The 13,353-nt window shown below is 36.4% G+C and carries 10 protein-coding genes and 1 riboswitch; all 10 genes read right to left on the bottom strand.

Going from position 1 to position 13,353, the window contains the following annotated elements; translation table 11 throughout:
- Window positions 1-19 precede the first annotated feature (19 nt).
- Window positions 20-1,129 (bottom strand): 2-iminoacetate synthase ThiH, encoded by a 1,110-nt coding sequence (gene thiH, locus H510_RS0105355; RefSeq protein ID WP_026903371.1) that lies wholly within the window; start codon window positions 1,127-1,129, stop codon window positions 20-22.
- On the bottom strand, window positions 1,122-1,886 hold the full coding sequence (locus H510_RS0105350) for a thiazole synthase (RefSeq protein WP_026903370.1): 765 nt from the start codon (window positions 1,884-1,886) through the stop codon (window positions 1,122-1,124). The genes thiH and H510_RS0105350 overlap by 8 nt, the downstream gene beginning before the upstream one ends.
- Before the next feature lie 15 nt (window positions 1,887-1,901).
- On the bottom strand, window positions 1,902-2,531 hold the full coding sequence (locus tag H510_RS0105345) for a thiamine phosphate synthase (RefSeq protein WP_026903369.1): 630 nt from the start codon (window positions 2,529-2,531) through the stop codon (window positions 1,902-1,904).
- The gene (locus H510_RS0105340) at window positions 2,528-3,283 is read right to left on the bottom strand and encodes a hydroxymethylpyrimidine/phosphomethylpyrimidine kinase (protein WP_036692027.1); all 756 of its coding nucleotides are present in this window, start codon (window positions 3,281-3,283) and stop codon (window positions 2,528-2,530) included. The genes H510_RS0105345 and H510_RS0105340 overlap by 4 nt, the downstream gene beginning before the upstream one ends.
- Complete coding sequence (locus H510_RS0105335) at window positions 3,280-3,864, bottom strand: thiamine phosphate synthase (RefSeq protein WP_026903367.1); 585 nt, start codon at window positions 3,862-3,864, stop codon at window positions 3,280-3,282. The genes H510_RS0105340 and H510_RS0105335 overlap by 4 nt, the downstream gene beginning before the upstream one ends.
- The gene (gene thiC, locus H510_RS0105330; RefSeq protein WP_026903366.1) at window positions 3,864-5,747 is read right to left on the bottom strand and encodes a phosphomethylpyrimidine synthase ThiC; all 1,884 of its coding nucleotides are present in this window, start codon (window positions 5,745-5,747) and stop codon (window positions 3,864-3,866) included. Before thiC ends, H510_RS0105335 begins: the two co-directional genes overlap by 1 nt.
- A gap of 22 nt (window positions 5,748-5,769) precedes the next feature.
- Window positions 5,770-5,976 (bottom strand): sulfur carrier protein ThiS, encoded by a 207-nt coding sequence (gene thiS / locus H510_RS0105325; protein ID WP_026903365.1) that lies wholly within the window; start codon window positions 5,974-5,976, stop codon window positions 5,770-5,772.
- Window positions 5,977-6,040: 64 nt separating this feature from the next.
- A riboswitch (TPP riboswitch) is annotated at window positions 6,041-6,135 on the bottom strand.
- 63 nt (window positions 6,136-6,198) lie between these two features.
- Entirely contained in the window at window positions 6,199-6,915 is a 717-nt protein-coding gene (locus tag H510_RS0105320) for an RluA family pseudouridine synthase (protein WP_026903364.1), read from the bottom strand.
- Window positions 6,916-6,981: 66 nt separating this feature from the next.
- The gene (locus H510_RS0105315) at window positions 6,982-10,518 is read right to left on the bottom strand and encodes a malectin domain-containing carbohydrate-binding protein (RefSeq protein ID WP_036692023.1); all 3,537 of its coding nucleotides are present in this window, start codon (window positions 10,516-10,518) and stop codon (window positions 6,982-6,984) included.
- Between the two features lie 18 nt (window positions 10,519-10,536).
- The gene (locus H510_RS0105310) at window positions 10,537-13,335 is read right to left on the bottom strand and encodes a glycoside hydrolase family 95 protein (protein ID WP_026903362.1); all 2,799 of its coding nucleotides are present in this window, start codon (window positions 13,333-13,335) and stop codon (window positions 10,537-10,539) included.
- Window positions 13,336-13,353: the final 18 nt, after the last annotated feature.

The raw sequence follows: 13,353 nt of genomic DNA, 5'->3' as shown, positions 1-13,353 counted from the left end.
TATTTAAAAGCTCAGCAATTTACAAAACTTGATCCCAATCTTTCCAAACAACCTCATATCCGCTGTTTTTTATCATTTGGGCAATTTCTTGCGGACTACGATCATCGCTAATTTCAAACTGTTCTAAAGATTCTGGCTCTACGGTATAGCCGCCTGGGTTGGTTTTACTTCCGGCGCTTATAGAGGTAATTCCCATTTTAATGATATGATTTCTAAAAGAAGCTGACTCTCTGGTAGATAAAGACAATTCTACCTCTTCATCAAAAATCCTATAAGCGCAAATTAATTGTGCCAATTCTCTATCATTCATGGCTACTTTTGGTTCTAAACCACCACTAAAAGGTCTCAATCGCGGGAACGATAAGCTGTACTTTGTTTGCCAATAGGTTTTTTCTAGATATTGCAAATGTAAGGCTGTAAAAAAGCAATCTGTTCTCCAATCTTCCAATCCAATTAAAACACCTAAACCCATTTTATGGATTCCGGCTCTCCCCAACCTATCAGGCGTTGCTAAACGGTATTCAAAATTTGATTTTTTCCCTTTCGGGTGATGTTTTTTGTAATCTTCCTGATGATAAGTTTCTTGATAAACCAAAACAGTATTTAAACCTAGCGGGATTAAAGCTTCATAATCTTCTTGGTCTAAAGGCTGTACTTCCATAGATATATGTGAGAAATGAGGTCTAATCAAATCTAAAACCTTTTTAAAATAATCTACATGTACCGTTTGGTTGGCTTCGCCTGTAACTAGTAAAACATGGTCGTACCCCATATTTTTGATAACACTTACCTCCTGCATAATCTCTAAGGGGCTTAGCGTTTTCCTTTTGATTTTATTATCGAGGCTAAAACCGCAATAAGTGCAAATGTTATTACACTCGTTAGATAAATAAAGTGGAATATACATTTGCAAAGTCTTACCAAAACGCTTTTGCGTAAGCTGATGACTTAATTGTGCCATAGGCTCTAAATAAGCTGATGCTGCTGGCGAAACCAAGGCTTTAAAGTCTTCTAAACCTCTTTTGGGGTTGTGTAAAGCCTCTTCAACATCAATATGGTTTTTATTGTAGATAGATGCTTTAACATCATCCCAATGGTATTGCTTAAATATTTCTAAAAACTCAGACATCTAAAAAAGAAGTTAATGGACTACTTGCAACTGCATGGTTTACTGTTTTTGCTAATTTGGCTTCATAGGCCTTTCTACCCGCTTCAACGGCCATTTTAAAGGCTTTAGCCATCTCTACAGGATTACCTGCAACAGCAATAGCTGTGTTTACCAAAACAGCATCGGCACCTATTTCCATGGCTTTTGCTGCATCTGATGGTGCTCCAATGCCAGCATCAATAACTACAGGGACTTTACTTTGCGAGATGATAATCTCCAGAAAATCAATTGTTTTTAGGCCTTTATTACTACCAATTGGCGAGCCTAAAGGCATTACTGCTGCTGTACCTGCATCTTCTAAACGCTTACACAACACTGGGTCGGCATGTATGTAAGGTAAAACTATAAAGCCCAATTTTGCCAGTTCTTCAGTAGCCAATAAAGTTTCTATCGGGTCTGGCATCAGATATTTCGGATCAGGATGTATTTCTAATTTAACCCAATTGGTTTCTAATGCTTCACGAGCCAGTTGTGCGGCATAAACCGCTTCTTTAGCATTTCTAACACCCGATGTATTAGGTAATAAGTTTAAATGTGGATGATTTAAATGTTGAAGGATATCATCTTCTTTGTGCTGTAAATCAACTCGTTTTAAGGCTACCGTTACCAATTCTGACTCGGATACTAATAAAGCTTCTTCCATCAACTTGGCAGAGCCAAATTTACCAGTTCCCGTAAATAAACATGATTTAAAAGTTTTATCTGCTATTTTTAACATAGATGTTTTTATATTTTATTCTGCTTCTAATAAGCTATGTATTTCACTAATTAGTTGATATTTATTATTGGCATTGGTTAACTCGCCAGATAGCGCAACCCCATATACACCTTTGCGTTTCAACTCAGGGATATCAGTTTTAACAATACCTCCTATGGCAATAATTGGTGTTTTATAACCATATTCTTTCATCTTTTGTATCATGTGGCGGTAGCCTTGTGCACCTAAAACCGGACTTAAGTTTTCTTTAGTTTTGGTAAATCTGTAAGGACCTAAACCTATATAGTCTGCACCATCCGTAATACGTTTTTCAACATCAGCAAAAGTATTAGCTGTACCACCAATAATCATTTGATGACCAACAATTGCCCTAGCCTCTTGAATAGGCATATCATTTAAACCTAAATGTAAACCAAAAGACTGTACTTCCTTGGCTACCAATGGATAATCATTGATAATTAACTTTGCTTCATAAGTATTACAAAGTGATTTAGCCTCTTTTGCGGTAGCCAAAACCATGGCTTCATCAAACTTTTTCATACGCAGTTGAATCCATTTAGCACCAGCTTTTAATACGCTTTCTATAGCCATTAAATGTGCTTCAGAAGTTTCTCCTTGCGAGATATAGTGTAGTTTCGAAATCATAAATGATGGTATCCTAAAAGTCCTTTTTCACTATTTAAAAATTGTTCTGTATAGGTTTTGGCCAACTCGCAGGATTCAGTCAAACAAAAACCTAAGGCTAAATATGAAGTAATTGCGGCAGACAAAACACAGCCAGAACCATGTTTAGGGTAAACTAAAGTTTCTGATGGCATAAAGCGCTTAACTTCTTGATTTGTAAAAAGTAAATCAACACCTAAATGTTCAGCATGATGTCCGCCTTTCAATAAAATATTTCCGTATCTGGACCATTCTTTTGTTGCTTCCAACACATCTCTACTTTGTGATAGCATTTTCATTTCTATGTAATTAGGCGTTATTAATTCAACTTTTGTTAAAAGTTGAAACCATAATTGTTCATCATTATAATTCATAAAATCAAAACCTGATGAACTTTTAAGAATTGGGTCTACTATAATCTTTATATGAGGGAGTTTATCTTTCAGAAAATCAACTATTTGCAGTAATAAATTAATATCTTTTACAATACCTATTTTACAGGCTTTGATAGGATATGTAGCAACCAAAGGCTCTAGCTGTTTAATAATTTGATTTTTAGTAAGCCAATTGAGTTCATATACATTTGCTTCATCTTGTACGGTAAGAGCAGAACTCACCCCAAAACCATAAACCTTTAATTGCTCAAAAACTTTACAATCAGCTATTAAGCCTGCTCCGGAACTAGGGTCTAAGCCTGCAATACTTAATACATATGGTCTTGTTATAGGTATCATAATTTTAATAGTTTAAATTCCTCTACAGGATTTACGGCTTGCCAAATAGCACCTAAAACAGCAGCTCCTTTAAATCCTAAAGCATTGATCTGTTTAATATTAGCTTTATTAATGCCTCCTATAGCATAAAGCAGAATGTCAGAATTTTTAATAGCCCTTTGCCATGTTTCATTCAATGTACTTTCATATCCAACTTTTGAAATACTATTAAAAACAGGCCCAAGAAAAGCATAATCAAAATGAGCTAAAGTCTGAATATCCTTAACATCATGAATAGAAGTGCTTAAAGTAAAGCCTTCTAACTTTAAATTTGCCAGTTCTAAAGCGCTACTGTAATGCCTATCTCGCTCTTTAAAATGCAAATGTTTGATATCAAAATCTTTCACCAAATGATGGAATTGGTGTAAAGCTATTTTAGCTAAATCAGCTTTATCAAAAGCATTTAGAAAGTCTTTACACTGCTCTAGAGTTGCCGTGGGCTTACGGTAATGAAATTTAGTTAAACCATTATTAAATAATTGTTTAACTAAATTAATTTCATCATAAACTTCAATAGGACTCGAAATAACTACTAATTCCATTACAGATAAATTTCGCTTCCCTTAGCTGTAAATTCTTTAGCTTTTTCTTCCATACCTTTTTCCAAAACTTTGGTTTCATCTAAACCGTTTTCTGCTGCATAAGCTCTTACATCTTGCGTAATCTTCATTGAGCAAAAGTTTGGCCCACACATAGAACAGAAATGAGCAATTTTAGCACCTTCTGCTGGCAATGTCTCATCATGAAATTCTTTAGCCGTATCAGGATCTAAAGACAGGTTAAATTGGTCTTCCCATCTAAACTCAAAACGGGCTTTACTTAAAGCATTATCTCTGTATTGCGCCCCCGGATGTCCTTTAGCCAAATCAGCAGCATGTGCAGCAATTTTGTATGTAATTACACCATCTTTAACATCTTTTTTATTAGGTAAACCCAGATGCTCTTTTGGTGTAACATAACAAAGCATAGCCGTACCATACCAACCTATCATGGCTGCACCAATGGCAGAAGTAATATGGTCATAGCCTGGAGCAATATCTGTTGTTAAAGGCCCTAAAGTGTAAAATGGAGCTTCACCGCAATGAGCTAGTTGCTTTTCCATATTTTCTTTTATCAAATGCATAGGAACATGTCCCGGACCTTCAATAATGGTTTGCACATCGTGTTTCCAGGCTATTTTAGTAAGTTCTCCTAAAGTTTCTAATTCGCCAAACTGAGCGGCATCATTAGCATCAGCAATAGAACCTGGTCTTAAACCATCCCCTAAAGAAAAAGCAACATCATAAGCTTTCATGATTTCGCAAATCTCTTCAAAATGTGTGTATAAGAAGTTTTCTTTATGATGCGCCAAACACCATTTGGCCATAATAGAACCACCTCTTGAAACGATACCGGTTATACGCTTAGCTGTTAAAGGAATATATCTTAACAAAACGCCAGCATGGATGGTAAAATAATCTACACCTTGCTCTGCTTGTTCTATCAAAGTATCTCTAAAAAGCTCCCAAGTTAAATCTTCTGCTTTACCGTTTACTTTTTCTAAAGCTTGGTAAATAGGTACTGTACCAATAGGCACTGGAGAGTTTCTGATAATCCATTCGCGGGTTTCATGGATATTTTTACCAGTAGATAAATCCATGATGGTATCGGCCCCCCAACGACAAGCCCAAACGGCTTTCTCTACCTCTTCTTCTATACTTGAAGTTACTGCCGAATTACCAATGTTAGCATTAATTTTTACCAGAAAATTTCTACCAATAATCATAGGTTCAAGCTCTGGATGGTTGATATTACAAGGAATAACTGCTCTTCCACTAGCAACTTCTTGTCTAACAAATTCTGGCGTTATCATCCCCTTTGGGGTTAAAGCGCCAAAACTATTTCCTTGATGTTGTGCTGCCATAGTTTCAAACTGATCACCCAATTGCTCTTTTAAAAGTGCTATCTGTTGGTTTTCTCTGATGGCGATATATTCCATCTCTGGCGTTATGATTCCTTTACGAGCATAATGCATTTGCGATACATTTTTACCCGATTTTGCTTTAAGCGGATTAGCATTTTTACTAAATCTTAACTCATCGAGCTTACTATCATTTAAGCGTTTTTTACCGTATTCTGAACTTATCTCTGGTAATTGCTCTACATCATTTCTATCTAAAATCCATTGCTGACGCAGCTTAGGTAAGCCTTTTTTTACATCAATATCTATATTTGGATCTGTGTAAGGACCGCTAGTATCATAAACAGCTACAGGCGGATTAGGCTCTGTTAAACCAAAACCGTTGTGAATTTTAGTTTCGGTTAGCGTGATTTGCCTCATGGCAACTTCTATAGGGTATAGCTCGCCTTTTACATAAATTTTCTGAGATGCAGGAAAAGGCTCTCTCGATATCTTTTGCTCGTTTGGAGTTTTGTCTGTTTTCATAATCTGATTTTTTTGATGAGGATTAACCGCCTTGAGTAGCTTTTATAATGTCTATTTGATCGTTTTCATGGATGAGTAAACTATCCCATTGAGATTTTGGGATAACAGTTTGATTAACTGCCAAAGCCATCCCAGCAAAATCTCCAGAAGGAAAAACATGCTGAATAAGCTCTTTTACAGTTGGAGCTGCCCTAAACTCGAAAAATTGATTGTTGATTTTTATTTTCATTCCTAAAACAGTTTAAAAACACACTTTAGGAATGACCTATGGAAAGCCAAACGAAAAAAGCTATAGAAAGCTTTTCACTTTTCCCTTCGGCAGTATGAACTGCATCAGGTTCAAAGGGTATAATCTCAGCCCGCAAACGGGACACCCCTAAAGTTTCGCTAAAACTAGGGATTATTTATGAGAATGCAACAAAAATTTAGAATTCTAATTTATTTTGGAGAATTAAACGTCGTTTTTCTCTAACAATTTCAATAAAACAGCAAAATCTTTGGGATATGGAGCTTCAAAAGTTCTTTCCTCACCATTTAGCATAGTAAAGGTTGATTCTTTTGCATGTAAGGCAAACCTCTTCATGATGGGCTGCTCTTCTTCATCCGTTAAACGGTAGCCTCTTTTAATTTTAGATAAGAAAGCAGGTTTTCCACCATACATATCGTCGCCTGTAATAGATGCTCTTTGAGTAGCTAAATGTATCCTAATTTGGTGCATCCTACCAGTAACTGGTCTGGCTTCTATAAGCGTGTAATGTTTGAAATATTTTAGAGATTTAAAATAAGTATCGGCTTTTTTACCCTCGCTTCTGCTAATCATTACATTGCCTTTTCCTGCATTTAAAATAGGTAAATCAATCAGTAAGTCTTCAAAAATATGCGTTCCATCAACAATAGCGTGGTAAACTTTTTTTACTTTACGATGCTCAAACTGCATAGCAATATGCCTGTAAGCTTCAGGATTTTTAGCAACGATTATTAAGCCTGAAGTTTCCTTATCTAAACGGTGGCATATTTGAGCATCAGCATGGTATTGCTTTGCCAATCGTAATAAATTTACATCACCACCTTCTCTTTCATCTAATGACGCTAAAAATGGAGGTTTGTTAACAATTATCAAATCATTATCCTCAAAAATGATTAAATCTTTAAATTTTGGAAACTTCATAAGGATAGCAAAGATATAAAAAATGACTGTGTTTTAGATGTAGCCTTATCCTGTATGAGGGATAGCTTACTGTACATCTAAAGCATCTACACTTATACCAATCGCGTCTTTTGCTTGAATGATAACCTGATAAGTTCCGGCATTTATCATCGTACCCGTAGTGGTGTTAAAATAACTCCACTTACCTTCTTTACTTGGTTCTAAATCAAACAATTCTGCCGCTTTCATTAAAGTACCATCAGCAGCAATTACACTAATAGTAGCTTGTTTAAGCTCTTTAAAAGGATTATGATATTTTACCGTTAAAGAATAAGTATCGGCAACCCCAACTTTAATATTAAACTTTATTTGGGCATGATCTGCTTTAAATATCAATCTTTCTTGGTTCATCAACTGATGCTTTTCAACACCTTTATCCAGTGTGGTAAGAGCGGCTTTGTAAGAAGTATTTTTCTTGAGATCAAAAGCTGGCTGGAGATTATTTTCTGGCATATAGGCTATAAAAATGCCTTTTTCTTGTTTAAAATCACGGATAGAAAACCATTCGTCCTGAGCTAACTTTTTCTTATAAATACGGTATTGTGTTCCCTTATTATTTGTTACGAAGGTTTGGGTATCCTCAAAATCTTTTATCCACTGAGGTAAGCTTAATGACTGTTTTATGCCGATATAAAAATCGAGTTTTGCGTTAGCTTTAAAGCTTAATGCATCCAATGCTTTTCCGGAGCTTTTTAACCAATTTGCACCATATAGTACAGAAGGTAAACTCACAAAAGTTTCATCACTTTGGGTAAATTGGTGCTGACCAATATCTAAGCTATAAGTTTCTTTTAAGTCATCACCTTTAACTTGTAACTCTTTAATAAGAGCAACTGAAGCATTTTCTACTTTTACATCCTGATTTAAACTTGCTATCGCAATAGCAGAAATTAAAGCTTGTCCTGCTTTTACTTCTGGAAAATGTATTTTTAGTACACCTCCCTTCACTTGTACTTTTATAGCTTTTTTTAAAGCCCCATCATGCCCACTTTCTTTCCAGATGTCTAAATCATCCAATACAACTTCATCATTTACGGCAACATCAAACAATCTAAAACCTGTACAATCAATTCCTCCACCTGTGCCCAACCAAGGTTCGGTAAAATAAAGCTCTAATAAATACTCACCATCTGGCACCGGGAAATGATAGCTTAACTCGTCTCTTCCATACCTAAAATCCTGAAAAAGAGCCCAATCTTTTGTGCCTTTTATGGGGTCAAAGGTTCTACGCTGACTGGCAAAGAAATTTGGTTGCAAATCAAAAGTTGATGCCCATGATGTTGAACCCCATACGTTTTTATCTTGCAACTGACGGTCGGCTATCCAAGTTTGTCCGTTTTCATCCTGATAATCTGGGCCACCACAATTTACCCTATATAAGTAATTATAAGCTTTCGCTGATGCTGTTATATTTTGAGCACCTTCATATAAAAGATTGAAATTTGGTGCTTTAGGTAAATTTTGCAAGACAATGGTATCCCGGGCAACGGCTTTTCCATTAACATAAGCAATAGCATAAAGGATATTGTACTTAATCATCACTCCATCCCAACGGAAATGTGTACCTATACCATTTTTCGTTCTTCTGCCTAAAGAAGATGCATCTAAATCATTAAAAAGTTCTACTTCATCGCAATTTGAATATATTCTGATGTTGTTTTTTACACCAGGGCTCGTCCACCTTTGTGGCCAAGTATGCGAGGCAATGTAAACCATTGGCTCTTTATCTTTAGGCGCAAAATTAGACCTAAACATATAATAAGCATCCAAAGGCTCTTCCCAAGGTGTTAATAAGCCTTTATAATTTACAGGCCCAATTCTATCTAACTCTCTTAAACCTTCGCCACCTTGTACCCTACCCGGGTTATCATGCGATGTCCATAACCAGAAGTAATGCCCTGCCACTTCATTTTTTACAGAATCTGCCAGTCTTACTTTAGTTTCCATCAGTTCGGTAAAACGGTCTTCGTTATAATCGCTCACATTAGGTAAATGCGGACCTTCGCTATGTGCTTCTAGTGTACGCCATGCGCCATACTCCCCTACCAAAATTTGTCTTTTTAAATCCTCGCCATAATGTAGCGGGTTGCCACCATAAGTTCCTGTCCAGTTTTGGGGTACATCCCAATCTGTACCGCTACCGCCATTACAAGTGGTTATTTTTCTTTGCGATGATGCTGTTGGGTCTAAAGAACGTATCAGTGCTGAACATTCTTTAGCAAAATCTTCGGGTAAAGTACTTTCGTTTTCTAAACCCCAAAGCACAACCGAAGGGCTGTTTCTTCGTTCTTTCACCCAATCTTTCAGTAGATTTTTAAAATTGGTTCTAAAAGCTTCGTTATCAAACCAAATATGCGCTGCCATTTGTGTCCAAGATAATATACCCAGTTTATCCCAATAGATTTGATATAAAAGGTTATGTGGCTGATGAGCATCGCGGAAAGCGTTAAAACCTGCCCCCTTCATTTGTAAAACTCTAGACCGTATTTGCTCATCGCTAAAAGCATGACTATTACCTATTAAATGCTCATATTCTGCAATTCCGTTGATAAAAACAGGTTTTCCGTTTAACAAAAACTGTTTAGAAAGTCGGGCTTCTTCGCCTATAGGCCAGCTAATCCAACGGATGCCGTATGGTGTAGTTAGCTTGTCGGTAATTTTATTATTTCTAATGATTTTGGTTTGTAATTGATACAAATACGGATTTTCTAAAGACCATAACCGTGGGTTCTGAATAGTAGTTTCTTGTTTGGCTATTTTAGTAGCTTGAGGTTCTAAAGCCACATGTTGACGTAAAGTAAAAACCACTTTACCCTCATGATTCTTAAATTCTTGTAGCACTAAAACATCTTCTTTTTTAGCGCTGTAATTTTTAAGTTCTGTATTGATGAAAAGTTTTACCGCTTTCGCTGATATTTGTTTATCGTTCCAGATATGCACACCAAAAGGTTCTATTCTTACCGCATCGGTAATTACTAAATGTACAGGCCTAAAAATCCCCATAGGCTGCGAACCTTCAGAAAAACCTCGTTCTGTTGAGCATCCACCATCTACCCAAGGTAAATCACGAATTTCTGCAGGGTGGTCTGCCCTTACTGCCAAAATATTTTCTTCGCCATTGAGTTTGATAACTGCAGATACGTCTAAAGTAAAAGTTGTTCTTCCGCCAGCATGGTAACCTAATTTTTTACCATTTAACCAAACCGTAGCATAAGAACCTACACCTTCAAAATATAAAAAATAACGCTTATTCTTTTGTTGTTGATTGATTTTAAAGCTTTTACGATACCAAGCATAACCATGTCTGTTGCCGTGTAGCATACGCCTATAACCATGGTATTTATCCCAATTGTGCGGAACTTGAACTTTTTCCCAAGCCTGATCTTTAAAATCAGGATTTTCAAATCCGTCATATCTCTTAGGGTTATAATCATCTGCAACTGAGCGCCAATTGCTATTTAAAGAAATGCTTATACGAGGCTCTTGCGCTTTTAAAACCGAGCTCATTAGCAGTAAAAAGACAATTAAAAATAATGTATAACCTTTCGGGATGTTTTTTATCATGATTTAGAAATCAGAAAATTATAATGGCTTTAAATCTTGATTTAATGTGTAAGTTCTACCTATTTCTGTATGGATAGTCATTTGTGCATTTCCGTATTTGAGTACACAAGGTTGCCCAGCTTTAGATAAAACCTTAACTTCTTTAAGTTTCCCATTTGCCCAGCTAAAACTAAGCTCGAAACCACCACGGGCACAAATGCCTTTAACTTCTCCGCTAGACCAAGCTGTTGGTAAAGCAGGTAATAAATCGATGTAATTTAACTGACTTTGCACTAACATTTCTGCAATACCAGCAGCACCTCCAAAATTGCCATCAATTTGAAATGGCGGATGCGCATCAAATAAATTTACATAAGCACCACCACCTTTTTCTGCTGGTTTAATGAGCATTTTAAGCATTTTGAAACTATGCTCAGCATCCTTAAATCTAGCCCAGAAATTAATTTTCCAAGCTAAACTCCAGCCTGTACCTTCATCGCCACGGTAAATTAAAGATTGTTTAGCGGCTCTCATTAAATCTGGTGTTTCATCGTAATTGATTTCATTTCCGGGATGCACAGCCCATAAATGCGAAACATGACGGTGTTTATTTTGCGGATCATCTATATCTTGCAACCACTCTTGTAACTGCCCATGCTTACCAATTTGGTTAGGTGCTATTTGCAGATATTTTTGCTTTAAGGTATCTCTAAAATCTGTATCAATCCCCAAAACATCAGCGGCAGCTATACAACTTTTAAATAAATTTCTGATGATTTGATGATCCATAGTTGGACCAGCAACTAAGCCCCCATTCTCTGGCGAATTTGATGGTGTACTGATGAGCCACCCCGTTTTTGGATCTTTTATCAATACATCAACATAAAACTGAGCCGCACTCTTCATGATTGGATAAGCTTTGTTTTTCAGAAATTCTTTATCCTGTGTAAACAAATAATGTTCATATAAATGACTGCTTACCCAGCCAGAACCACCTTGCCAAATACCATGGTTTGATGCGTTTATAGGTGCTGTTCCTCGCCATAAATCTGTATTATGGTGTAAAACCCAGCCTCTGGCACCATAATATTTTTGTGCAGTTTCTGTACCTCTAACAGCCAATTCCTCAACCATTTTTAAAAATGCTTGATGCGTTGCCGATAAATTAAGGACTTCTGCTGGCCAATAATTCATCTCAGCATTGATATTGGTGGTGTATTTACTTCCCCATGGTGGCGATAGTAAATCGTTCCAAATACCTTGTAAGTTAGCAGGTTGTGTACCCGGTCTAGAGCTAGCAATTAATAAATACCTTCCGTATTGTATGTAAAGTGCTGCTAAATCTGCGTCTTTGCCTTCTTCAAATTTGTCTATCCTTACATCAGTAGGTAAATGGCTCAAATCTTGTTGTCCAAGTGTGATAGAGAATGCCTTAAAATAACTTTGATATTCTTTTAAATGGGATAATAAAATAGTCTCAAAGGATTTAGTTTGAAGCTTTTGCATAGCTTGTTGACATAACAACTGAGGATTTCCTCCTACATTTTCATAGTTCTGGAAATTGCTAGCTGCAACTAAATACAAAACCACTTCGCTAGCATTATTGATGATAAGTTTACCATTTTTTTGAGTGATAACACCATCTTTAACTGTTGCTTTTAACCAACTCTCGCCATGTAAAGCGCCATGTTTTACCTTTACTTTTAGAGCTATTGTTTGGTTATCAACCTTACTTAAGCTAAAATTTTGATGTACTGATGCCAATACAGCCTCGAGATTTAAACTCTTAGCTTTATTGGCGCTTAACCTGATAACTACAGCTTGGTCTGGCTGCGAAGCAAAATATTCTCTTTTAAAATCTACTCCGTTAACGGTATAGCTGGTAGTGCTAATGGCGGTTTCTAAATCTAAAGTCCTTTTATAGTTTTGATACTTTTCATGCCCTTTAAAACGCAAGTATATATCTCCAAAAGGCTGATAAGCTGCCTGAAATTGTGCTACTTCTGGCGGATTATCATCTTGAACAAAATATTTCCAATTGCCATTTAAAGAAATGCCTTCTTTTATACTTTGCCCTTCTGGATAAATGCCAATATGCTTTGAAGTATCTTTAAAACCAGCAATTCCGCCTTTATCATAATAATTGAGTACTTGTACGGCAATAGTGTTTTTACCAACTTTTAATAAACCTGCCGGTATGCTGTATTTTCTAGCTCCATCCCCTTCTGTGCTTCCAATTAATTTACCGTTAATATAGGTTATATCGTAATTTCTGATTCTGTTTAAATCTAAAACTAGTTTCTTATTGACAAGATTTTCTGGTACTGTAAAAGTTGTTCTAAACCATAAAGAGCCATCTAAACCTTCTAATCCGGTAGATTCCCAGCCTTCATAAGTAGGAACTGGGAAAGTTTTCCATTGGCTATCGTTAAAATTTACCTCAGCAAAAGATTTTTGGCTGCTTACAGCTTTTGTCCAACTAGCTTTATTTCCTTCTTTACTTTTTAAGCCCATAAAATACTGGGCAGCCAAATCCTCGGCTTCTTTTTGTTTACCATCGGCCAAAAGCTGTCTTATTTTAGGTAAATAAGCTGCTGCACCTTCGCGATTATAATCACGTGGTTGGCCAGTCCATAATGTTTCTTCGTTAAATTGGATATGGTCTTCTGCAACGCCAGCAAATATCATAGCGCCTAGCCTACCGTTACCAATAGGCAAAGCATCTGTCCATTTTACTGCAGCTTGCTTATACCAAAGTTGTTGACTTTGCTGGGCATAAGTGATATTGCTTAAAGCGATGCCTATTAGAAACCCGTATTTTAGAATTACATTTTTCATGAATCAGAAATTTGCCGT

It is taken from the genome of Pedobacter glucosidilyticus DSM 23534 (genome assembly GCF_000425145.1).
GTDB lineage: Bacteria > Bacteroidota > Bacteroidia > Sphingobacteriales > Sphingobacteriaceae > Pseudopedobacter > Pseudopedobacter glucosidilyticus.
This window is presented reverse-complemented; position numbering and strand designations above follow the sequence as displayed.

Coding starts and splice junctions, on each gene's coding strand:
- H510_RS0105315 (WP_036692023.1), bottom strand. CDS start 10,518: ATGATAAAAAACATCCCGAAAGGTTATACATTATTTTTAATTGTCTTT.
- thiH (WP_026903371.1), bottom strand. CDS start 1,129: ATGTCTGAGTTTTTAGAAATATTTAAGCAATACCATTGGGATGATGTT.
- H510_RS0105335 (WP_026903367.1), bottom strand. CDS start 3,864: ATGGAATTAGTAGTTATTTCGAGTCCTATTGAAGTTTATGATGAAATT.
- H510_RS0105350 (WP_026903370.1), bottom strand. CDS start 1,886: ATGTTAAAAATAGCAGATAAAACTTTTAAATCATGTTTATTTACGGGA.
- H510_RS0105345 (WP_026903369.1), bottom strand. CDS start 2,531: ATGATTTCGAAACTACACTATATCTCGCAAGGAGAAACTTCTGAAGCA.
- thiS (WP_026903365.1), bottom strand. CDS start 5,976: ATGAAAATAAAAATCAACAATCAATTTTTCGAGTTTAGGGCAGCTCCA.
- H510_RS0105310 (WP_026903362.1), bottom strand. CDS start 13,335: ATGAAAAATGTAATTCTAAAATACGGGTTTCTAATAGGCATCGCTTTA.
- thiC (WP_026903366.1), bottom strand. CDS start 5,747: ATGAAAACAGACAAAACTCCAAACGAGCAAAAGATATCGAGAGAGCCT.
- H510_RS0105320 (WP_026903364.1), bottom strand. CDS start 6,915: ATGAAGTTTCCAAAATTTAAAGATTTAATCATTTTTGAGGATAATGAT.
- H510_RS0105340 (WP_036692027.1), bottom strand. CDS start 3,283: ATGATACCTATAACAAGACCATATGTATTAAGTATTGCAGGCTTAGAC.